The 20,525-nt window shown below is 65.6% G+C and carries 20 protein-coding genes and 1 pseudogene; 11 read left to right on the top strand and 10 right to left on the bottom strand.

Translation table 11 applies throughout. The annotated features are described in order from the left end of the window. Positions 1 to 158 precede the first annotated feature (158 nt). Entirely contained in the window at positions 159 to 1,205 is a 1,047-nt protein-coding gene (locus tag KYC_RS01160; protein ID WP_008157978.1) for an aldo/keto reductase, read from the top strand. A gap of 12 nt (positions 1,206 to 1,217) precedes the next feature. On the opposite strand, the gene KYC_RS28355 is transcribed toward KYC_RS01160, so the two are convergent. Beyond that, positions 1,218 to 1,868: a hypothetical protein gene (locus KYC_RS28355; RefSeq protein WP_008157976.1), complete on the bottom strand. Its 651-nt coding sequence runs from the start codon at positions 1,866 to 1,868 to the stop codon at positions 1,218 to 1,220. A gap of 101 nt (positions 1,869 to 1,969) precedes the next feature. Here KYC_RS28355 and KYC_RS01150 point away from each other — a divergent pair, with 101 nt between their 5' ends. From KYC_RS01150 to KYC_RS01140, 3 genes and pseudogenes are all read left to right on the top strand, one after another. After that, positions 1,970 to 3,199, top strand: a complete 1,230-nt coding sequence (locus tag KYC_RS01150; protein WP_008157974.1) for an SMI1/KNR4 family protein — start codon at positions 1,970 to 1,972, stop codon at positions 3,197 to 3,199. Beyond that, positions 3,196 to 3,876: a lysozyme inhibitor LprI family protein gene (locus KYC_RS01145; protein ID WP_008157972.1), complete on the top strand. Its 681-nt coding sequence runs from the start codon at positions 3,196 to 3,198 to the stop codon at positions 3,874 to 3,876. The genes KYC_RS01150 and KYC_RS01145 overlap by 4 nt, the downstream gene beginning before the upstream one ends. 78 nt (positions 3,877 to 3,954) lie before the next feature. After that, positions 3,955 to 4,692: pseudogene (locus tag KYC_RS01140) on the top strand (YoaK family protein); the annotation flags it as partial. Positions 4,693 to 4,709: 17 nt separating this feature from the next. Here the strand turns inward: KYC_RS01140 and KYC_RS01135 are convergent. After that, the gene (locus tag KYC_RS01135) at positions 4,710 to 5,492 is read right to left on the bottom strand and encodes a hypothetical protein (protein ID WP_008157968.1); all 783 of its coding nucleotides are present in this window, start codon (positions 5,490 to 5,492) and stop codon (positions 4,710 to 4,712) included. 198 nt (positions 5,493 to 5,690) lie between these two features. On the opposite strand from KYC_RS01135, the gene KYC_RS01130 reads away from it, so the two are divergent. After that, positions 5,691 to 6,350 carry a thiopurine S-methyltransferase gene (locus KYC_RS01130; RefSeq protein ID WP_008157966.1) on the top strand — a complete coding sequence of 220 codons (660 nt, stop codon included), beginning with the start codon at positions 5,691 to 5,693 and terminating at the stop codon, positions 6,348 to 6,350. A 54-nt stretch (positions 6,351 to 6,404) separates the two neighbouring features. Here the strand turns inward: KYC_RS01130 and KYC_RS01125 are convergent, their stop codons facing one another. From KYC_RS01125 to KYC_RS01100, 6 genes are all read right to left on the bottom strand, one after another. After that, positions 6,405 to 7,172, bottom strand: coding sequence for an SDR family oxidoreductase (locus KYC_RS01125; RefSeq protein WP_008157964.1), 768 nt, complete (start codon positions 7,170 to 7,172; stop codon positions 6,405 to 6,407). Further along, positions 7,169 to 8,164 carry an NAD(P)H-quinone oxidoreductase gene (locus tag KYC_RS01120; RefSeq protein ID WP_043517223.1) on the bottom strand — a complete coding sequence of 332 codons (996 nt, stop codon included), beginning with the start codon at positions 8,162 to 8,164 and terminating at the stop codon, positions 7,169 to 7,171. Before KYC_RS01120 ends, KYC_RS01125 begins: the two co-directional genes overlap by 4 nt. A 19-nt stretch (positions 8,165 to 8,183) precedes the next feature. Next, positions 8,184 to 8,888, bottom strand: coding sequence for an ABC transporter ATP-binding protein (locus tag KYC_RS01115; RefSeq protein WP_008157960.1), 705 nt, complete (start codon positions 8,886 to 8,888; stop codon positions 8,184 to 8,186). Continuing rightward, a complete protein-coding gene (locus tag KYC_RS01110; protein ID WP_008157958.1) occupies positions 8,881 to 10,662 on the bottom strand; it encodes a branched-chain amino acid ABC transporter ATP-binding protein/permease in 1,782 nt (593 codons plus the stop codon). Before KYC_RS01110 ends, KYC_RS01115 begins: the two co-directional genes overlap by 8 nt. Before the next feature lie 22 nt (positions 10,663 to 10,684). Next, positions 10,685 to 11,551, bottom strand: coding sequence for a branched-chain amino acid ABC transporter permease (locus KYC_RS01105; RefSeq protein ID WP_008157957.1), 867 nt, complete (start codon positions 11,549 to 11,551; stop codon positions 10,685 to 10,687). Between the two features lie 139 nt (positions 11,552 to 11,690). After that, entirely contained in the window at positions 11,691 to 12,890 is a 1,200-nt protein-coding gene (locus KYC_RS01100; protein WP_008157955.1) for an ABC transporter substrate-binding protein, read from the bottom strand. 331 nt (positions 12,891 to 13,221) lie between these two features. On the opposite strand from KYC_RS01100, the gene KYC_RS01095 reads away from it, so the two are divergent. From KYC_RS01095 to kce, 3 genes are read left to right on the top strand one after another with little or no spacing between them, the layout of a single operon-like run. Next, the gene (locus KYC_RS01095) at positions 13,222 to 14,004 is read left to right on the top strand and encodes an SDR family oxidoreductase (RefSeq protein ID WP_008157953.1); all 783 of its coding nucleotides are present in this window, start codon (positions 13,222 to 13,224) and stop codon (positions 14,002 to 14,004) included. Then, positions 14,004 to 14,960 (top strand): 3-hydroxyacyl-CoA dehydrogenase, encoded by a 957-nt coding sequence (locus tag KYC_RS01090; protein ID WP_008157951.1) that lies wholly within the window; start codon positions 14,004 to 14,006, stop codon positions 14,958 to 14,960. Before KYC_RS01095 ends, KYC_RS01090 begins: the two co-directional genes overlap by 1 nt. Beyond that, positions 14,953 to 15,888, top strand: a complete 936-nt coding sequence (gene kce / locus KYC_RS01085) for a 3,5-dioxohexanoate:acetyl-CoA acetone transferase (RefSeq protein WP_008157949.1) — start codon at positions 14,953 to 14,955, stop codon at positions 15,886 to 15,888. Before KYC_RS01090 ends, kce begins: the two co-directional genes overlap by 8 nt. Positions 15,889 to 15,950: 62 nt before the next feature. Here the strand turns inward: kce and KYC_RS01080 are convergent, their stop codons facing one another. After that, positions 15,951 to 17,021 (bottom strand): glycerol dehydrogenase, encoded by a 1,071-nt coding sequence (locus KYC_RS01080; protein WP_008157947.1) that lies wholly within the window; start codon positions 17,019 to 17,021, stop codon positions 15,951 to 15,953. A gap of 9 nt (positions 17,022 to 17,030) precedes the next feature. Next, positions 17,031 to 17,735, bottom strand: coding sequence for a GntR family transcriptional regulator (locus KYC_RS01075; RefSeq protein WP_008157945.1), 705 nt, complete (start codon positions 17,733 to 17,735; stop codon positions 17,031 to 17,033). A gap of 123 nt (positions 17,736 to 17,858) precedes the next feature. Between KYC_RS01075 and KYC_RS01070 the strand changes: the two genes are divergently transcribed. From KYC_RS01070 to KYC_RS01060, 3 genes are read left to right on the top strand one after another with little or no spacing between them, the layout of a single operon-like run. Next, a complete protein-coding gene (locus KYC_RS01070; RefSeq protein ID WP_043517220.1) occupies positions 17,859 to 18,716 on the top strand; it encodes a transketolase in 858 nt (285 codons plus the stop codon). Next, positions 18,717 to 19,700, top strand: a complete 984-nt coding sequence (locus KYC_RS01065) for a transketolase family protein (RefSeq protein WP_008157942.1) — start codon at positions 18,717 to 18,719, stop codon at positions 19,698 to 19,700. Between the two features lie 14 nt (positions 19,701 to 19,714). Continuing rightward, on the top strand, positions 19,715 to 20,518 hold the full coding sequence (locus KYC_RS01060) for a shikimate dehydrogenase family protein (RefSeq protein ID WP_008157940.1): 804 nt from the start codon (positions 19,715 to 19,717) through the stop codon (positions 20,516 to 20,518). Positions 20,519 to 20,525 lie beyond the last annotated feature (7 nt).

The following is a 20,525-nucleotide window of genomic DNA, read 5'->3' as shown; positions in this document are numbered from 1 at the left end:
GCGGAAGGGCAGGCCGGAGAATCAGGCAAAAAAAGGGCAGGATCAAGCAGCGCCCGCGCCCGCTGCCGGACGCATACTGTGTCCACAGCCGGCAGGCTGTCGCAGCGTAGGCCCATCCCGGGCCCGGCGCGCCCGCCACGCCTCGAAGGAGCGCAAACATGCGATACAAGAAATTCGGCAGCACTGGCCTGTTCGTCTCGGAACTTTGCCTGGGCACCATGACCTTCGGCGGCGAGGGCGAACTCTGGAGCAAGATCGGCAACCTGCAGCAGGAAGACGCCAACCGGCTGGTCGGGCGTGCGCTGGACGCCGGCGTCAATTTCATCGACACGGCGGACGTGTATTCCGAGGGCAGGTCCGAGATCATCACGGGCCAGGCCCTGAAGGACCTGAAGGTTGCGCGCGACGACGTGGTCATCGCCACCAAGGTATTTGGGCAGACCGGCGCGGGCGTGAACGCGCGGGGCAACTCGCGCTTCCACATCATGGACGGCATCAAGAAGAGCCTGGCGCGCCTGCAACTGGACCACATCGACCTCTACCAGATCCACGGCTTCGATCCGGCGACGCCCGTGGAGGAAACCGTGCGGGCGCTGGACAATCTGGTGCAGCACGGGCACGTGCGCTATGTGGGCGTGTCGAACTGGGCGGCCTGGCAGATCATGAAGGCGCTGGGCATTGCCGAACGCCTGGGACTGGCGCGCTTTGAGTCGCTGCAGGCCTATTACACGATCGCGGGCCGGGACCTGGAGCGGGAACTCGTGCCCATGCTGCAGAGCGAAGGCGTCGGGCTGATGGTGTGGAGCCCGCTGGCGGGCGGCCTTCTCAGCGGCAAGTACGGGCGCGACGGCGCGGCCGAGGCCGGCAGCCGCCGGGCGGCGTTCGACTTTCCGCCTGTGGACCGGGACCGCGCCTACGACAGCATCGACGCCTTGAGGCAGGTCGCCGACGCGCGCGGCGTGTCCGTGGCGCAGGTGGCTTTGGCCTGGCTGCTGCACCAGCAGGTGGTGACCAGCGTCATCATCGGCGCCAAGCGCGTGGACCAGCTTGACGACAACCTGGCGGCGACCGGCATCAGGCTGACGCAGGACGAACTGGACGCGCTGGACAAAGTCAGCGCGCTGCCGCCGGAATACCCAGGCTGGATGCATGTGCGCCAGGGCGAGTTCCGGCGCCGGCAGCTGAGCGATGCGGGGGCGGAGTAAGCCGCCTGACCTTCAGAGCGGGACGGCGGTCCAGGATTCCTCGAAGGTGGCCAAGTCCAGCGGCCGCTGATGAGGATCGCCACCCTGGAACAGGCCGACGATGCTCAGATCGTTCATGGCCGCCGTGAAGCCGCCGTACGACGCCTTGCCCCACGCGCGCTCCTGGTGGACGGTCAAGGGGCTGTCCAGCCCGCGCGCCACGTCGACGACCGCCTCGCGCAGCCGGTCCCGCTGGTCTTGCGGCGCATCGCAGGCCAACGCCACCAGGATCTTGCCGCCGAATCGCAGCGGCTTGTCCCGCAGCCCGGTGCCGGGCGTGGTCAGGGCCACAAAGAAGTCCGGCGCCTGATTGTCCCTTTCGCATTGCGTCCACGACGGCGCCCAGGCCTCCGCGCCCAGGAAGGTCCATGGCGCCGTTTCCGGCACGTCGTGCGTCCACTTGCGATGCGAGGCCTCGTTCCATCCCAGCCTGCCGAAACTGGCGCGCTTGCGCGTGACCTTGTCGATCTGGCTGCATCGCACTGCAGCCTTGCCGCGCGCTGAGCCGGCAAAGGGCGCCAGCGCCTGCGCCGCTGTCAGCCAGGCCCCAGTGGTCCAGGGGGAGGGCGCCGAGGGACCCGTCAACACCACGTAGGTGTCATACGTTCTCGTGTGAAAGGCCAAGGACATTCTCCGTACATCAACTGGGGGGCGGCCATCTTATCGCGCCGATCCGGCCCCGACGGCTAGTAGAATCGCAGCAGCCTAGTTCCTGAAGATTCACCATGAGCGAGTTTTTTACCTCCGGCGAACTGCACGCCTTGCGCGAGCATGGCGTTGCGCTGTTCGCGGATCGCGTGCTGATCGGCGTGCAGCCCCCGTTGTCCGATGCACGAATCGCCGAGATCGAAGCCGTCTGCGAGGGCCCCTTGCCGCAAGCCCTGGTCGAGCTCTGGCGCCTGACCGCCGGGGGCGAGCTGGCCTATGACCTGCGCGCGCAGATGGACGGCAACGAGGAAGCCCTGAGCTGGTCCGAGCTGTTCTACGACGGCAGCGACCAGTATCGCGACCTGCAAGGCTGGATCGAACACGAGCAAGAATGCGCGCAGGAGGCCGCCGCCGAAGATGGCGCCGCCTGGAATGGCAAGCTGCGCTACCTGCCGATCGGCGGTTTTGAATACTGCGACCGCATCTACGTGGCGCTGGAACCCGGCCCGCGCGCGGGCAGTGTCGTTGCCTGGAAGCAGGGCCTGCCGGGCTGGACGCACGCCTTGCAGCAAGATGGCATTGCCACCGTCGCCGAGGACTTGTACGGCGCCTTCGCGGCGCTGTGCCTGGAAACGGACCCGCAAGAGGACAAGGACAGCACCGGCATACGCGTGCTGGAATATCTGGACGAGCGCGTGTCGGACTACGGCATGTCCCAGGCGCTCGCCGACAAGCTGACTGCGTTCTATCGGCGCGCGCTGCTCGACTGGCGTGGTCCCCTCGAAGCCGGAACGCTGGCCGATACGCCCAGCCTGGCCGGCCTGGCCCTGCAGCATGCGCTGGCCCACGATGATGCCTTGCTGGTCCGCCGGCTGGCGGCGGCGGGCGTGCGCTTCGATGTCCCGCTGCGCGGCAGCGCCCAGCCGGTGGATGTCGCGCTGATGCAGCATGCCTATGCCGCAGCCCAGGCCCTGCTGGACGCCGGCGCGCCCGTCAGCGCCACGGCGATTCACCGCTTCGACCGCAATCCCTCTGTCGAACTGGTGGAGCGTTTGCTCGAGCGCGGCGCGGTCGCGGATGCGCTGGGCGTGGCGCGCTGCGTCGCCTGCGGGGCGCCCGAAGCCGCGCGCCGGGTGGCGCAGGCGTGCGGCGACGGCATCGCCGCCGCTTACGCGGAGGTCCGCGATTCCATGGCCAGCCGCTACCAGGAAGACCTGCGCCGCGTGCGCACGGGCAAGCTTGGCCACTATCTGGGCGCCGATGGCCTGGCCGCGCGCGTCGCAAACCTGCAGGAGTTCTCGCTATGAAATGCCTTGCCCGCGCGTCGGTCCTATTGATTGCGTTGTGCGCTCAGACTGCCTGGGCGGCAAACAAGCCGTCGTTCGACTGCGCCAAGGCCCGCAGCGCCGTCGAAAAGGCCATCTGCGCCGACGGCGCGCTGGCGGCGCAGGACGCCAGCATCGCCAGCCATTACAGCAAGGCCCGAAAATCCTTCGACGCCGCTGCTGCCCAGGCGCTGGCGCAAGACCAGCGCTACTTCCTGCAGGTGCGGGACGAGGGCTATGCGTCGCCTTCCGGCGGAGACACGCCGCAGAAGGAACTGGCGGATCGCATGAAGTACCGCGATGCCTTCCTGGCGTCCCTGACGGCCAAGCGGCGTCCGGGATTTGAAGGCGAATGGGAAAACCTGGCCGGCGGATTTTCAGTCAAGAAGCTGGCCGACGGCCGCCTGGCGTTCGACGGATCCGCGGCGCATCCCCTGAATGGCCGCTGGCTTTGCGCCGTCGAAGGCATCGGCACCGTCAAGGGAAACACCCTGGTCGTCGAAACGACGGACGCGGATGGCTGGACGCTGACGCTGGTGCGCAAGGGCGCGGGCGTCGAACTGGCCGAATCCTCGCCCACCGGGGCGCCCGCGAGCCGGCCGTACTGCGGCATGAACGGAGGCATGCAGGGCGTGTACTTCCCCGTCATCAGGCCCTGAGCGGCCCCGAGGCCGAGGCCTGGGCCTAGAATGTCAGTCGCATCGCAGTGAGTACGTTCTTGTTTTGAAGGGACAGGCGTGACCATTCCGTATCTGCGCAGGCTGACGGCCGTCAGCCGCAGCCCGCAAGCCAACCGGCACCTTGCCTATCTGCTGACCTTCACGGCCGGCGCCGTCAATGCAGGCGGTTTCCTGGCCGTCCAGCAGTACACCTCGCACATGTCCGGCATTGTGTCGATGATGGCGGACCACATGGCGCTGGGCGGTGTGGTGGTCGTGCTGCAGGGCCTGGCGGCGCTGCTGTCCTTCATGGCGGGCGCGGCAAGCTCCGCCTTCCTGATCAATTTCGGGCGCCGGTCGCGGCTGGCCAGCGAATACGCGCTGCCGCTGCTGCTCGAGGCGGCGCTCCTGCTGGTCTTCGGCCTGCTGGGCGCCAATCTGGAAACGCTGCGCTGGTTCTACGTGCCGGGCACCGTGATGCTGCTGTGCTACATCATGGGGCTGCAAAACGCCATGATCACCAAGGTATCGCGGTCCGAGATCCGTACGACGCACGTGACCGGCATGGTGACCGACATCGGCATCGAATTCGGCAAGTTGTTCTACTGGAACCTGGCCAAAGGCGATGCCCAGGCCATGCCCCCCGTGCTGGCCGACCGCGGCAAGCTGATCGTGCTGAGCCTGATGGTCACGCTGTTTTTCGTGGGCGGCGTGATCGGGGCATATTCGTTTTTCAACTTCGGCTTCGGTTCGACCTGGCCGCTGGCGCTGCTGCTGACGGTGCTTGCGGCGGTCCCCATCGCGGACGACATCCGCAATCTCCTGCACCGCGCCTAGCTGGCCGGTTGTTCGGGCGTCGCCTGGCGCTTGCGTTGGGCGGGGACAGAGTGGCTCAGGAAGACCTGCAGCGCCGCCAACGTCTCGTAATGCAGGCGTGCCAGGCGCGCGTCCTTGGCGGAATCGGTGATGGCGTAGCCCTTGGCGTCCAGCGGGTAGGGCTCGCCCAGCAATTGCGCCATGTCGACCTGGTAGTAGGCGGCGTTGCCGTAGGGACGCTTGCCGTCGACATAGGGCATGGGCCAGTAGCGGTCGCCTTCGCGCAGGACTGCCCGCAGTGCGGCCGCGTCCGCTTCGCGCCAGACGGCGGCGCGCAGCAGGATCAGGTGTTCCTTGCGCAGTGTGAAGACGCCGGCGGCATCCACGCCGCTTTCCGGAAAATCGAACGCCTCGCGCATCTCTGCCGGCACGGCATGGCGGCCCGGCTGCAGCCTGCCGATGGATTGCACATAGCGCGGGATCAGCCGGCATACCTCCGCCAGCCTGCGGACGGCCAGCGCGTCGTCGGAGGTGTTCAGGGCCGCGCGCGCGATCGCGAGCGTGTCCGCGCCGCCGAGCAGCGGCTGTTCGAAATCGACGGCGGGCGCGCCGGACTCGATCGGCATCCATTGCACGCGCAGCAAGCGCAGCAGCGCTGCGTGCTGCGCGGAGTACGCAAGGCCCGCAGGCGGGGCCGCGAACACCTCGCGAATGATGGCATCGCGACGGGACGAGGCCAGGGCGGTCAGCGGCGCGGCGCACATGCCGCCAAGCGCCATGAGCAGGGTACGGCGTTGCATAGGGTCTCCGGGGGCTGCAATGCAGGCCGTAACAATACCGGATCTGATGCCCGGGGCGGGTAATACAATCCCGCTACCGGCAGCCGCGCGATCAAGCGATCCCGCGACTGCCGGGACTACGCTGGGGGCGCCACGGCGCCCCGCCGGACGCGAGACAACACGCTGAATGCGACACGGATTCAAAGGAGCAGACAAGGTATGGACGCCGAATTCTGGCTGGAACGGTGGCGCGAGGGGCGCACGCACTTTCACCAAACCCGGGTGACGCCGCTATTGCAGAAGTACTGGCCGGCCCTGGCCGTGCCGCAGGGCGGCAAGGTCCTGGTCCCGCTTTGCGGCAAGTCGCTGGACATGGTCTGGCTGGCGGCGCAGGGTCACCAGGTGCTGGGGGCCGAACTCTCGCAGCTGGCGGTGGAGCAGTTCTTCGCCGAGAACGAACTGCGCCCGGTGACGCACGACTCGGCCTACGGCAAGCATTATGTCGCGGGCAATATCGAGATCGTCTGCGGCGACATCTTCAAGATGGATGCGCAGGTGCTGTCGCATTGCGTCGGCGTCTACGATCGCGCGGCGCTGGTGGCGTTGCCGCAGGCCATGCGCGCCGATTACGTGCGCCACGTCTACGGGCAGTTGTCGCCCGCCTACCGGGGGCTGCTCATCACGCTGGACTACCCGCAGGAAGAGATGGCGGGACCGCCGTTTTCGGTGGTGGACGCCGAGGTCCAGGAGATCTTCACCGGCGTGTCGCCCGCCACGATCATCGACCGCCGCGACATCCTGGAAAAGGAACCCAAGTTCCTGGCGGCCGGGGTGAGCAGGCTGGATACCGTCGTGTACCGCCTGGGTGTCCAGGGCTGACAGCCGAAGCGCCCGCAAGCAAAAGGCCCGTTCGATGTGTGAACGGGCCTTTTGCTATGTCATCAGCCATCCGCCGGCCACGTCCAGGACCTGCCCGGTCACGAACCGCGCCTGGTCGGAAGCGAAGAACAGGCAGGCATCCGCCACTTCCTCGGGTGTGCCCAGGCGGCGCAGCGCGGTCACGGCGGCCACGGCGTCGTTGATTTCCTGAGGCACGCTCTTGAGCAACGGCGTGCTGATCCGGCCGGGCGCCAGTCCGTTCACGGTGACCTGGTGTTCCCCCAACTCGGCGGCCCAGTGGCGGGTCAGGCCGATCAGCCCGGCCTTGGTCGCCGCATAGTGCGCGGCCACGATATCGCAGTACGCCTTGCCCGCCACCGACGACATGTTGATCACGCGGCCGCGGCGCTCCTGCACCATGTGCGGCGTGGCCAGGCGCGTCATGTAGAACACGCTGTTCAGGTTGACCGCGACCACATTATTCCATTCGGCCGGCGGCATTTCCCAGACCTTCAGCGCCCGGCCGCTGGTCTTGGGCGAGATGCCGACGTTGTTGACCAGGATGGTCGCGGCGCCGAGTTCGGCCGTAATGCGGTCGTAGGCCGCCTGGCATTGGTCGAAATGCGCAACGTCGGTCTGGACGAAGCACACGTCGTGGCCCCGCTTTCTGAGCGCTTGTTCATAGGCCTGGCCGGCCTGCGAATTGAAGTCGACGAGGCCGACGCGCGCGCCCTCGGCCAGGAAGCCATCGACGATCGCCGATCCGATGCCGCCCACCGCGCCGGTGACGATGACGGTCTGGTCCTGAAAGCGCGAGCTCATGGCCGCACCTGCAGCATGATCTTGCCGATGTGCCTGCTGCTTTCCATGAGTTCATGCGCGCGTGCCGCTTCCGCCAGCGGAAAGACCTGATGGATAAGCGGCAGGCACTGCCCCTTTTCCATGAGCGGCAGAACCTTTGCAGCCAGCGCCTGCGCGATGGCGCCCTTGTCCTCGTCCGAGCGCGGGCGCAAGGTGGATCCGGTGAACTGCAGGCGCTTGGTCATGATGGGCAACGCGTCGATCTCGGCCTTGCTGCCTTCCAGGAAGGCGATCTGGACCAGGCGGCCGTTCAGCGCCAGCAGTCTCAAGTTCTTGTTGATGTAGGACCCGCCCACCATGTCCAGGATCACATCGACCCCGGCGCCGCCGGTCGCCTGGCGCACCTCGGATTCGAAATCCGTGTCGCGGTATTGCACGGCGTGGTGCGCGCCGGCTTTCAGGCAGGCGTCCGCCTTCTGCGCGTTGCCCACGGTGGTGCTGACCTGCGCGCCAAAGGCGCGCGCCAGCTGAATGGCGGTCAGGCCGATGCCGCTGGAACCGCCATGAACCAGGAATTTCTCTCCTGGCGACAGGCGCGCGCGGTCAAAGACGTTGGTCCAGACGGTGAAGTAGTTCTCGGGGATGGCGGCGGCCGCCAGCAGGTCCAGGCCGCGCGGCACGGGCAGGCAATGGCGTTCGTCGGCCAGGCAATACTGGGCGTAGCCGCCGCCTGGAGTCAGCGCGCAGACCTGGTCGCCCACCTTCCAGTCATGGGCGTCGGGGCCCGTGGCGACGATGGTGCCCGACACTTCCAGGCCCAGATAGGGCGAGGCGCCGGGGGGCGGGGGGTAGGACCCCGAGCGTTGCAGCACGTCGGGGCGGTTGACGCCGGCGTAGGCAACCTCGATCAGCACCTGCCGGCCCGTTGGCGTTTCCATGTCGCGCTCGGCAACGCGCATGCAATCAGGAGCGCCGCCCTTGCCGTGGTCGATGAATGTGCAGCGTAGAGACATAAGACTGTGGTCCTTGGATTCAATGGCCCAGGTAGGCCTTCTTGACATGCGGGTCGCTGAGCAGCTCGGCGCCGGTGCCGGTGCGCACGATGGCGCCGTTCTCCAGCACGTAGCCGCGATCCGCCAGACGCAGCGTGCGGAACACGTTCTGCTCCACCAGCAGCACGGTGACGCCGTGCGAGGTGACGTCGCGGATGATGTCGAACATCTGCTGCACCAGCAGCGGCGACAGGCCCAGAGAGGGTTCGTCGAACACCAGCAGCTTCGGGTCGGCCATCATGCCGCGCGCAATCGCCACCATCTGCTGTTCGCCGCCCGACAGGGATCCGGCGTACTGGGCAAGCCGCTCCTTCACGCGCGGGAAGATTCGCAGCACTTCTTCCAGCTTGCGTTCGACGATGGGACGGGCCGCGCGCTTGTACGATCCCATCAGGAGGTTGTCGCGCACGGTGAAGTGCGGGAAGAGCTGCCGGCCTTCAGGAATCATGGTGATGCCGGCGTCCACGATGTCGTAGGGCTGCCGGTTGGTCAGGTCCTGGCCTTCGAATTCCACCTTGCCCTGCGTGGCGTTGATGACGCCGCACAAGGTCTTGAGCGTGGTGGTTTTACCCGCGCCGTTGGCGCCGATCAGCGTTACGATCTCGCCGGCGTTGACCTCGAAATTCAGGCCATTGAGCACCTGGCTCTTGCCATAGCCCGAGGACAGATTCGAAACCTTAAGCATCCTGATACTCCTTGCCCAGATAGGCTTCGATGACGGCGGGATTCTCGACCACGTCCTTCGGCGCACCGCTGACCAGCACGCCGCCTTCATTCAGGACGATGATGCGGTCGGACAGCGCCATCGTCGCCTGCATCATGTGTTCGATCAGCAGCACCGACACGCCGGAGTCGCGGATGCGGCGGATCATCTGGATGGATTTTTCGATGTCGGTGGGGTTCAGGCCCGCCATGACTTCGTCCAGCAGCAGGATCCGCGGCTTGATCGCCAGCGCGCGGGCAACCTCCAGCCGTTTCATCCCGCCCACGGTGAGGCTGCGCGCCTCGGTGTTAAGGTACTTGACCAGGTCGGTCTGCTCGGCCACCTTGAGCGCGATCTGTTCAGCCTCGTCGCGGTTGGCGGTGCGGATGAACGCGCCCAGCATGATGTTCTCCAGCACCGTCAGGCCCGTGAACGGTTTGGCGATCTGGAAGGTGCGGCCCAGGCCCTTGTGCGCAAACGCGTCGGGCGTCTTGCAGTGGACCCAGTTGCCGTCGGCATCCAGCATCGAGATGTCGCCCTTGTCCGGCGACAGAAAGCCCGACAGCAGGTTGAACACCGTGGTCTTGCCGGCGCCGTTGGGGCCGATCATGCCCAGGATTTCGTTCTGGTTCAGCGTGAGCGACACGTCGTTGGTGGCGCGCAGCCCGCCGAAGCTCTTGAACAGCTTGTCCGCCTTCAGCACGGGTTGATCGCTGCGGGTGGCGTTGCGCAGACGGATCTCGTCAGCCAGCTTCAGCTTGGGGCGAGGCGTGCCCAGATAGGGCAGGCGCGCCAGCATGCGCTCGACGAAGGGCCCGAAGGCGCCGGCCAGGCCACGCGGAATCGTCAGCACCACCGCCACCAGGATCAGGCCGTAGATCAGCCCATGCATGCCGTTGCCCACGCTGCTGAGCCAGCCGCGCGCGAGTTCGGCAATGGGCAGCACCAGGAAGGTGCCGGCGATCGGACCGGACACGGTGCCCAGCCCCCCGATCAGGGCGAACATGGCCACCTGGATGGACAGCTCGAGCGAAAACGCCGAGCTGGGGTCCACGAAGGTCAGGTAGGTGATGTGGAAGGTGCCGATGATGCTGGTCAGCATGGCTGACACCACCGCGGCGATGATCTTGACGCGCACCGTGTGGATGCCGACCGCAAGCGCGGCGTCTTCGCGTTCGCGGATGGCGATCAGGTAGTGCCCGATGCGCGACTTGCGGATGTACCAGGACACCCATGTCACGAACAGGAACAGGCCGAAGGCGATGATGACGTAGTTGATCTTTTCGCGGAAGACGATCCAGGTCCAGCCGATGTTCAGGGGCAGGCTGATACCGCTGGAGCCGCCGGTCCAGCTTTCTTCGTGGATGACCAGCAGGCGCACCACCTCCAGGATGGCGATGGTGGCCAGCGCAAAGAACGGCCCGCGCAGGCGCAGCGTGGGATAGCTGATCAGGATGGCCACCGCGCCGGAAATGGCGGCGCCGGCCAGCATGCCGATCCACGGCGAGATGCCGAAGTTCTGCGTCAGCAGTGTGGCCGTGTAGCCGCCGATACCGTAGAACACGGCATGGCCCAGGGACAGCTGGCCGGCGTAGCCGCCCACGATGTTCCAGGCGACCGAGAGCGCGGAAAAGACGAACAACAGGACGAACAGGTTGGTCCAGAAGGGCGTGCCCATGACCGCTGGCACGAGGAACATCACGATCAGCAGGATCAGGCTGACGTAGGCTTTGGGGTGTCTAAAGTCGGGAAACACGTCTCGCTCCTTGTTGTTCTGGTCACTCTGTGCCGACGCCGAACAGGCCGTTCGGTTTCAGGACAAGGATCAAGAGGAAGATCCCGAAGTACACGACCTCTTTCAGGTCGGGAGCGATGTAGAAGCCGGCCAGCGTGTCGACGATGCCGATGATCATGGATCCGGCGACCGCGCCGTAAAGGCTGCCCAGCCCGCCCAGCACCACGATGACAAAGGCCGTCAGCACGAAATAGGTGCCCACCGTCGGGAACACCGGATACTGCGGCGCCAAGAGGCCTGCGGCGATGCCGACGAAGGCCGTGCCCAGGCCGAAGGCGATGGCGTAGACGTTGTTGACGTTTACGCCCATCAGGGTGGCGGCATAGCGGTGCTGGGCCACGGCGCGCAGCGCGCGGCCCAGGTAGGTGCGGTGCATGAACAAATGCAGCAGCACTGCCAGGCTCAGGCCGATCACGAAGGTGACGATCTGGCCGGTCACCATCGAGAACGGGCCGACGTCGATGGCGTTGGTACCCAGTTCGACCGGCGCGCGGTACACGTTGGCGCCAAAGATCACCAGCGCGAGGTTCAGGAGAATGGTGGACACGCCCACCGTGGCGAAGATCTGGATGTGCTGGTCGGCGTGCAGCAGCGGCTGGATGATGCCCTTCTGGGTCAGCGCGCCCAGCGCGAACAGGATGACGGCGACAGGGATCAGACCCGCGTAGGGGTGGACGCCAAATTGCGCGGCGATCAGATAGACCATGTACATGCCTATCATCAGGAACTCGCCGTGGGCGAAATTCACGACGCGCACGACGCCGAAAATAAGCGTCAGCCCAAGGCTGATGATTGTGTATGCGCCGCCCAGCAACAGGCCATTGATGACCAGTTGAATGAATAATTCCATGGTGCAACCTCTAAGTGCGGGAGACGCCCCGTCCCTGGCCCGCGGCGTGCAGGGACGGGGCGCGCAGGCCCCGTGTTAAGACCGGGCGCGCGGTAGGGGCCGTCAAGCGGCCCTGGCGCCCGGCTGCCGGCGTCGCGTTTTATTTCTTGAAAACCGGCTTGCCAAGCGCGAGGTTGCCCGGAGCAATGGTGACGAGCTTGCCGTCCTGCCACTGCATGACGTAGAACGTGGACGCATTGTTCTGTCCGTCTTCGCCGAATTCGAAGGCCCAGCCGTTGGCGGTCTGGCCGGCGGGCTTCTTGTAGGCGAGGACCGCGGCGCGGATCTTGTCCTTGTCGGTGGACTTGGCGTTGCCGATTGCTTCGAAGAACGCCTTGGCTCCAACGTAGTTGGTCAGGCTGTGGCCGGATTGCGGATCGCTCTTGTAGGTGGCCTTGTAGGCCTCCAGGAACTTGTCCAGGCCGGGCGCGCCGGCCGGGTTGATGGACGCCTGGGGGAAATCCAGGTCGAACACGCCGTTCATGTCGGCGCCCACGGCCTTGGCGGTGTCGGCCAGCGAGTAGCCGCCGCCCGCGCCGATCACGACCTTGGGCTTGAAGCCGGCCGCGCGCGCCTGGCTGAAGAACAGGATGGCGTCATTCTGGTAGGCCGTCTGCAGAACGACGTCCGCCTTGGCGCCCTTGAGACGCAGGATCAGGGACGACAGGTCGACCGTCTTGGCCGAGTACGGCAGCACTTCGACTACGTTGTAGCCCAGCTCCTGCGCGCGCTTCTTCTCGGTGGCGGCCACGTCCGTCCCGTAAGGACCATCTTCGTGGATGATGCCGATCTTGATGTCCTTGGGATTCAGGCCCATGCCCGGGGCGATGGATTCATGCAGCGCATTCACCACCGACACGCCGTACAGCGCCGTATTGGGATTGCTGCGGAACAGGTACTTATAGCCGCGCGTGGTGATCTTGTGCGCGGTGGCGCCGAGCTCGAAGTACGGCACGCCGGCAAGCTCGGTGACGGGCGAGGCCGCGTACGAGATGCCGGAGGCATAGCTGCCGAACACGCCCACCACGTTGGCGGAGATCAGGCGTTTGGTTTCCGACACGGCCTGCGTGGGATCCACGGCGTCGGCCTTGATGATTTCGATCTTCTCGCCGTTGACTCCCCCTGCGGCGTTGATCTCGTTGACGGCCAGTTCCAGGCCGCGGTAGCTCTCTTGTCCAAGAAGCGCAAGCGCGCCGCTGAACGGGTAGAGGGCGCCTACCTTCATGTCGGCCGCCGCTGCGCCGCTCGCCAGCGCGCCGCACACGCCCAGCGCCAAAACAATTTTGTTGAACTTGAACACTGTCTACGCTCCTTTGTGGGTATCGGGATGCGGACTGGCTGTTGAGTGCCGCCCGTCTTTTATATATATGATATATGTGCCGGCGAGGCGCAAAACCCTCGTCTTGGATTCTAGTGTCGGTCGCATCACGCCGAATCAGGGAATTCCCTGAAACCGCATGAATAAAGCCTTAGCGGCCGATATTAGGGAAAAAAGCGGCTTTGATTCCGCCAGACGGACGACACCTTCAGACTGATTTCCGGGTCCTCCTCCGGGCCGAAGGATAGCTGGTTTTATCATATATCGTATATGATGAATTGCGCTTATCAGAAAAATCCAAGGAGACAGAAGCATGTTCGAGGAAGTGGATTTCACCGGCAAGAAGGTCCTTATTACTGCCGGCGCGGACGGGCTGGGCCTGGAGATGGCTAAGGTGTTCCGCCATGCCGGCGCAACGGTGTTCGTGTGCGACGTGAACGACGAACGGCTGGCCGCGCTGCCCGCCGAACTGCCCGGCGTGCATGCCGTCCGTGCGGACGTATCGGACGAAGCCAGCGTCCAGGCGCTATTCGCCGCAGTCAAGGACACCCTGGGCGGACTGGATATCCTGGTCAACAATGCAGGCGTCGCTGGCCCCACCGGATATGTCGAAACCCTATCCAAGGCGGATTGGGACCGCACGCTGGCCGTGAACATCACCGGCCAGTTCCTGTGCGCCAGGCAGGCCATTCCGCTGCTCAAGGAATCCCGCGCCGGCGTGATGATCAACCTGTCGTCGGCGGCTGGACACCTGGGCTTTGCCGGACGCTCGGTCTATTCGGCGTCCAAGTGGGCCGTGATCGGCTTCACCAAGTCGCTGGCCATCGAGCTCGGCGGCCACGGCATCCGCGTCAACGCAATCCTGCCGGGCGCGGTCGAAGGGCCGCGCATCCGCGCCGTCATTGCGGCTAAGGCCGGTACGCTGGGGCGTCCGGTCGAGGAAATCGCAGCGCAGTACGAGAACCAGGCGGTGCTCGGCCGCATGGTGACTGCGCGCGATATCGCGAACATGGTGCTGTTCAACGCCAGCGAAGCCGCCCGCAGCGTCACGGGCCAGGCCATCGTGGTGGACGGCTTCACGCAGAAGCTCTACTGATGGGCGCCGGGGCCACGGCGCGTTGCGCCGCCATCATCGGAACGGGCTTGATCGGCCAGGGCTGGGCCATCGTATTCGCGCGCATGGGCTGGGAAGTGCGGCTGTACGACGTCAATGCCGCCATGCTTGCCGAGGCGCGCACGCTCATCCTGCAGCAACTGCGCGAACTCGAAGCCCAGGGCCTGCTTGACGGCGCGCAGGCCATCATCCAGCGCGTGCATGCGGCAGGCAGCCTCCAGGACGCTTTGGCGGGCGCCAGCTACATCCAGGAGAATTCCCCCGAAAAGGTCGAGGTCAAGCGCGCGCTGTTCTCGGAACTGGATGCCCTGGCCGAACCGCACGCAATCATCGGCAGCTCCACATCCAGCATTCCCGCCAGCCAGTTCACCGAGCATCTGGCCGGCCGGCAACGCTGCCTGGTGGCGCACCCCGTCAATCCGCCTTACCTGATCCCGGTCGTGGAGCTGTGCCCCGCACCGTGGACCAGCGAAGAGGCGCTGCAGGGGGCTCGCGCCGTCATGACCGCCATCGACCAGAAGCCTGTGCTGGTCCGCAAGGAAATCGAAGGCTTCATCCTCAACCGCCTGCAGGGCGCCTTGCTCCAGGAAGCCTTCCGGCTGGCCGCCGAAGGCATCGCCAGCGCCGAAGACATCGACACCACCGTCAAGGACGGGCTGGGCCTGCGCTGGTCTTTCATGGGGCCATTCGAAACCATCGACCTCAACGCGCCCGGCGGCATTGCTGACTACTGCGCGCGCTACGGCGGCCTTTATCAATCCATCGGCGCCACGCAAGGCGAATGCGTGGCCTGGGACGGCCAGCTGGTTGCCGCCCTGTCCGACGAGCGGCGCAGCCTGCTGCCGCAGGAAGACCTCGCCAAGCGCCGCTTCTGGCGCGACGAAAAACTGATGCGCCTCATGCGCCACAAACAAGACAACGGAGACATCAATGGCTAAGCCCAAACCCAAAGTCGTCATCACCTGCGCCGTGACGGGCGCCATTCACACCCCCAGCATGTCGCCGCACCTGCCGGTCACGGCCGACGAGATCGCCGAGGCCGCCATCGGCGCGGCCAAGGCGGGCGCCGCGGTGCTGCACCTGCATGCGCGCGATCCGCAGACGGGCAAGCCGTCGCAGGATCCAGCACTGTTCAAGCCGTTCCTGGAACGCATCAAGCGCGAGACCGACGCCATCATCAACATCACCACCGGCGGCAGCCCGCACATGACGGTGGAAGAGCGCATGCGTCCGGCCACCACCTTCAAGCCGGAACTGGCCTCGCTGAACATGGGTTCCATGAATTTCGGCCTGTTCCCGATGCTGGACCGCTTTAAGGAGTTCAAACACGACTGGGAGCGCGAGCACCTGGAGAACAGCCGGTCGCTGATCTTCCGCAATACCTATCAGGACATCGAATCCATCCTGAAGCTGGGCAACGCCAACGGCACGCGCTTCGAGTTCGAGTGCTACGACATCAGCCACCTCTACAACCTGGCGCACTTTGTGGACCGCGGGCTCGTCAAGTCGCCGCCGTTCATCCAGTCGGTATTCGGCATCCTGGGCGGCATCGGTCCCCATCCCGAAGACCTGATGCACATGAAGCGCACTGCGGACCGGCTGTTCGGCAACGACTATGAATGGTCGATCCTGGGCGCGGGCCGCAGCCAGATGCAGCTGGCGACCATCGGCGCGGCCATGGGTTCCAACGTGCGGGTGGGCCTTGAGGATTCGCTGTGGATCGGTCCCGGCCAGTTGGCGGAATCCAACCGTGTCCAGGTGGAGCGCATCCGCGGCATCCTCGAAGCCCTGAACCTGGACATCGCGACGCCGGACGAGGCGCGTGCCAAGTTGGGCTTGAAAGGCAAGGACAACGTGGAGTTTTGATGGCTGAAGGGCTGGCGCGGCGGGCCGATAGGGCAGGCCGCGCCCCGCCGGCGGCGGCGCAATCAGGCGTGGCGCCGCAACGCGTCCGCCAGCGTGGCCACGTCCAGCGTGCGGTCAAAGTTGGCCGCATGGCGCGCCTTCAGGCTCAGGTCCGCCGCCAGCGTCAGTTCGGCGTCGGACGGCGTGGCGGCCGCGCCCAGGTCACGCAGGGTGGTGGGCAGTCCCACCTGCGCGTACCACTGGGTCAGGTCGGCCAGCATGCTGTCATTGCGGCTTTCAAGGTCCAACTGCACCAGCAGGCCGACGGCGACCTGCAGTCCGTGCAGGGCTGTGGCCACGCCGCTGATCTTGGGTAGCCCGCGCGTCAGGGCGTGGGCGATGGATAGGCCGCCGCTTTCGAAACCGAGACCGCTCATGAGAATCATCGCTTCCACCACGCGCTCGAACGCCGGAGTCGGCTTGCCGGTTCCGGCGACGGCGACCGCTTCGGCGCCGTCGGCCAGCAGGGTGCGCAGGCAGCCGTCCGCAATGAGCTGGGCGGTCAGCAGCGGCGTCCCGTCATACATGTTCTTGCCGCCGTTGCGCTGGCACTGCTCGGCCTCGAATTTCTTGGACACCGCGTCGCCCAGGCCCGCACGGAAGAAATGCAAGGGGGCGGTCGCGATGACGGCGGTATCCACCAGCACGATCGTCGGGTTGAACAGCATGTGCTCAACCGCCAGGAGATTGTGATGCGCGTCGTACAGGACGTAATTCTTGCTGGTGGGCGCATCGTTGGACGCCACCGTGGGCACGGTGATCAGGTGGCAGTGCGAAGACTTTGCCACCGCCTTGCCCGCGTCCAGCGACTTGCCGCCGCCCACCGCGATCACCATCTCTATGTCCGCCGGGCGGGTCTGCGCACGCAGGCCGTCAATGACTTCCGGCGTCAGGTCGCCCTCGACGATCAACGGGGCGAGCGACACGCCGTGCGCGGCGCACAGCGCCTGGATTTTTGGGCCCAGCACGCCATGAACATAGCTGTCGATGACGAGCGCGGCTCGGCGGCCGAACAGCGCCGCGTACTGGCCGACGGCGTCCAGGGCGCCGGGGCCCTGGATGTAGCGACTGGGGGCTCCAAAAATCTTCAGCATGAAGTCATCCTATTTACGGGCGCCCGGGGGGCGGTAGTCGAGTTCTTTCTCGCGTTCGACCAGCCAGTCGATCATGATTTTTCCGCCCCAGACCAGATCGGCCTGGATGGCCTTGCGGGCCGCTTCCGAGTCACGCGCTTCCAGGGCCTCGAGGACCGCCTCGTGGCGGTGCTCGTCCTGCGAATAGTCCAGCCCCGCCGTCTTGATGTGGAACACCTTGAGAATCGGCCCGGTGATCACCCAGAACGACTCCACCGTGTTGCGCAGGATGGGTTTGTTGCTGGCTTCCAGGATGGCGAAATGGAACTTGCGGTTCAGGTAGCTCGCGCGCTTGGGATCGGTGGACGTGCAGGAAATGAAGTCGCGCTGCAGGGCGATCAGGTTGTCCAGCTGTTTGCGCGTGATGTGCTGGGCGGCCTCGGCCGCGCCCATGCCTTCCAGATGGAAGCGGATCTGCTGGATCTCCCGCAGTTTTTCCGAATTGACGTAGGGCACGTACACGGCGGTGGCCGCCTGCATTTCCAGGCCTTGCTCGCTGATCAAACGGAAGATGGCCTCGCGCACCGGCGTGATGGAAACGCCCATTTCCTGGGCAAGCTCCCCGATGATCAGGCGCTCTCCGGGCTCGTACTGACCGTTGATGAGCGCATTGCGGATCTCGTTATAGACCTTGACGGAAAGGTTCTCTTTTTTTACCGGTTTGAGGCTGGGCATGGCGTATCTGGCTTGCTGGTATAGGAAGCAGGGGGAATCCAGGATGAATTCTAGCCCGGCATAGCCAATTCTAGCGGGATGGGTATATTATATATCATATATCCAAAAACGAGAGGAGGCGCGATGCGCAAGGACCAGGAGACCCCCTCTGCAGGGGAAATCGCGATGCTGCGGGAAAAGGCCCGCCACATCAGGCTGGAGACCATCCGCCTGATCGAAATCGCCAAGGTGGGACACTACAGTTCGGTGTTCTCGTGCGCGGAGATATTCGCGGCGCTGTACTACGACGTGATGCGCCTGCGGCCGGGCGAGCCGCACTGGCCCGACCGGGACCGCTTTCTGATGGGCAAGGGCCATGCCGCGGTGGGCCTGTTCCCCGTGCTGGCGGATCACGGCTTTATCGAACGCGAATTGCTGGACGGCTATACGCGACTGGGCAGCCCCCTGGGCGACCATCCCGACATGAGCAAGGTGCCGGGCGTGGACTTCAGCTCCGGCTCCATCGGCCACGCGCTGTCCAACGGCGTGGGCATGGCTGTCGGCGGCCGCATGGCCGGCCGGGATTTCAACGTGTTCGTCATGCTGGGCGATGGCGAGATGCAGGAAGGGCAAGTGTGGGAAGCGGCGCTGTTCGCCGCGCACAATCGCCTGTCGCGGCTGATCGCCATCATCGACCGCAACGGCTATCAGCTTGACGGCAAGGTAGACGACGTCATGGGCGTGGAATCGCTCAAGGAAAAATGGCTGGCGTTCGGCTGGGAGGTCCACGAGGTCGACGGCCACAATCTGGCCGAACTGACCGCGCTGCTGCGCCGCCTGCGCGCTGACGGCGAACGCGCCCGGCCGGCTTGCGTCATCGCCAAGACGATCAAGGGCAAGGGCGTGTCCTACATGGAAACCGAGCCGGGCTGGCACCTGGGCTATCTGGCGCCGCAAGATGCGCAAAGCGCCATCGACGAAATCCTTTCCCGCGAGATCTGAATGGCACAGGCACAAGTCCTTTCCCCCGACTCCTGGCAATACCGCGCACTGAACGCGGTCAACCCCGGGCTGTCCTATCTTTCCGACGCGTTGATCGACCTGGCCAAGGCGGGGCATCCGGTCGTCGCCGGTTCCGCCGACCTGCAATACTCCAATGGCCTGAACCGTTTTGCGCAGGCCTATCCCGACCGTTATGTCCAGTTCGGCATTTCCGAGCAGAACATGGTGTCGGCGGCGGCGGGGCTGGCCACCACGGGCATGATGCCCTTCGTGGCCACCTTCGCGTCCTTCCTGGGCCTCTTGTGCTGCGAGCAGATCCGCATGGACGTGGCCTACACCCGGTTGCCAGTGCGCCTCATCGGGCACCACACCGGCATCAGCCTGGGTTTCTACGGCACGTCGCACCACGCGACCGAAGACATCTCCACCATGCGCGCGCTGGCCGGCCTGACTGTCGTGTCTCCGGCGGACGGGCCGCAACTGGCGTCGGCCATCAAGGCGTCGGTGGACTGGCCCGAGCCCATCTACTTCCGCATCGGACGCGGCCGCGATCCCCAGGTGTACGAAGACGGCGCGCCATTCGAATTCGGGCGCGCCATCGTGCATGGCGCCGGCAGCGACCTGAACATCATCGCCTGCGGCATCACGGTGCATGCGGCGCTGGCCGCGGCGGAACAACTGCGCAGCGAGGGCCTGTCGGTGGGCGTGATCGACATGCCCACCATCAAGCCCCTGGATCGCGACGCCGTGCTGGCGGCGTCCAAGTCGCGCCTGCTGATGACGGTGGAAGAACACAACGTGCTGGGCGGACTGGGTTCGGCGGTGGCCGAGGTCCTGGCCGATGCGGGTTCCGGCGTGCGCCTGCGCCGTCATGGCATCTATGATGAATACAGCCTGATCGCGCCGCCCACCACCCTGTATGCACACTACAAGCTCGACGCCGCCGGCATCGCCGATGTGGCGCGCGAGTTCATCAAGACTTGATTCCGGAGACAACAATGCAAGAAATCAGCGGCAACACGCGCCTGTTCGGCATCCTGGCCGACCCCATCCACCACGTGAAGACCCCGCAGCGGATGAACGAATACTTCGCCAGGATCGGCTTCGACGGCGTGTGTGTGCCGTTCCATGCCCGGCCCGACAATCTGGCAGCCGTGGTCGAGGGACTGCGCCGCCTCGAGAACCTGGGCGGCGTGATCGTTACCGTTCCCCACAAGACCGCCATCCTGGAACTGGCCGACGACGCCACGCCGGTCGCGCGCAAGATCGGCGCGGCCAATGTGCTGCGCCGCGAGGCCGATGGCCGGCTGGTCGCCGATATGCTGGACGGCGAAGGCTTCGTGCGGGGCCTGCGCAGCTGCGGCGTCGCTCCCGAGGGCAAGAGCGCTTACCTGGCGGGGGCGGGCGGCGCGGCCAACGCGATCGGCTTTGCGCTGGCGCAGGCCGGTGTGTCGCGGCTGACCATTGCAAATCGCACGCCGGCCAAGGCCGAGGACTTGAAGGCCCGCATCCTTTCCCTGCACCCCGGCGCCGACATCGTCGTCGGCACCTCTGATCCGTCCGGTCATGACCTGGTCGTCAACGGCACTTCCTTGGGCATGAAAGAGGGCGATCCGCTTCCGCTGGACGCCAGCCGCCTCACGCCGGACCAACTGGTTTGCGAAGTCATCATGCAGCCCAAGGAAACGGCTTTGCTGCAGGCTGCGCAGGCGCGCGGCTGCAAGGTGCACTATGGCGCGCCGATGCTGGCGTGCCAGATCGAACTGATGGTTGAGATGCTGGGCGTGGCGGCCGCGCGCTGACGCCGCG

The sequence above is a fragment of the Achromobacter arsenitoxydans SY8 genome (genome assembly GCF_000236785.1).
Lineage (GTDB): Bacteria > Pseudomonadota > Gammaproteobacteria > Burkholderiales > Burkholderiaceae_B > Achromobacter > Achromobacter arsenitoxydans.
This window is presented reverse-complemented; position numbering and strand designations above follow the sequence as displayed.

What these genes read in the sequence shown, in the direction of transcription:
- KYC_RS01160 (WP_008157978.1), top strand. Translation starts at nt 159, where the DNA reads ATGCGATACAAGAAATTCGGCAGCACTGGCCTGTTCGTCTCGGAACTT.
- KYC_RS01150 (WP_008157974.1), top strand. Translation starts at nt 1,970, where the DNA reads ATGAGCGAGTTTTTTACCTCCGGCGAACTGCACGCCTTGCGCGAGCAT.
- KYC_RS01145 (WP_008157972.1), top strand. Translation starts at nt 3,196, where the DNA reads ATGAAATGCCTTGCCCGCGCGTCGGTCCTATTGATTGCGTTGTGCGCT.
- KYC_RS01135 (WP_008157968.1), bottom strand. Translation starts at nt 5,492, where the DNA reads ATGCAACGCCGTACCCTGCTCATGGCGCTTGGCGGCATGTGCGCCGCG.
- KYC_RS01130 (WP_008157966.1), top strand. Translation starts at nt 5,691, where the DNA reads ATGGACGCCGAATTCTGGCTGGAACGGTGGCGCGAGGGGCGCACGCAC.
- KYC_RS01125 (WP_008157964.1), bottom strand. Translation starts at nt 7,172, where the DNA reads ATGAGCTCGCGCTTTCAGGACCAGACCGTCATCGTCACCGGCGCGGTG.
- KYC_RS01120 (WP_043517223.1), bottom strand. Translation starts at nt 8,164, where the DNA reads ATGTCTCTACGCTGCACATTCATCGACCACGGCAAGGGCGGCGCTCCT.
- KYC_RS01115 (WP_008157960.1), bottom strand. Translation starts at nt 8,888, where the DNA reads ATGCTTAAGGTTTCGAATCTGTCCTCGGGCTATGGCAAGAGCCAGGTG.
- KYC_RS01105 (WP_008157957.1), bottom strand. Translation starts at nt 11,551, where the DNA reads ATGGAATTATTCATTCAACTGGTCATCAATGGCCTGTTGCTGGGCGGC.
- KYC_RS01095 (WP_008157953.1), top strand. Translation starts at nt 13,222, where the DNA reads ATGTTCGAGGAAGTGGATTTCACCGGCAAGAAGGTCCTTATTACTGCC.
- KYC_RS01090 (WP_008157951.1), top strand. Translation starts at nt 14,004, where the DNA reads ATGGGCGCCGGGGCCACGGCGCGTTGCGCCGCCATCATCGGAACGGGC.
- kce (WP_008157949.1), top strand. Translation starts at nt 14,953, where the DNA reads ATGGCTAAGCCCAAACCCAAAGTCGTCATCACCTGCGCCGTGACGGGC.
- KYC_RS01080 (WP_008157947.1), bottom strand. Translation starts at nt 17,021, where the DNA reads ATGCTGAAGATTTTTGGAGCCCCCAGTCGCTACATCCAGGGCCCCGGC.
- KYC_RS01075 (WP_008157945.1), bottom strand. Translation starts at nt 17,735, where the DNA reads ATGCCCAGCCTCAAACCGGTAAAAAAAGAGAACCTTTCCGTCAAGGTC.
- KYC_RS01070 (WP_043517220.1), top strand. Translation starts at nt 17,859, where the DNA reads ATGCGCAAGGACCAGGAGACCCCCTCTGCAGGGGAAATCGCGATGCTG.
- KYC_RS01065 (WP_008157942.1), top strand. Translation starts at nt 18,717, where the DNA reads ATGGCACAGGCACAAGTCCTTTCCCCCGACTCCTGGCAATACCGCGCA.
- KYC_RS01060 (WP_008157940.1), top strand. Translation starts at nt 19,715, where the DNA reads ATGCAAGAAATCAGCGGCAACACGCGCCTGTTCGGCATCCTGGCCGAC.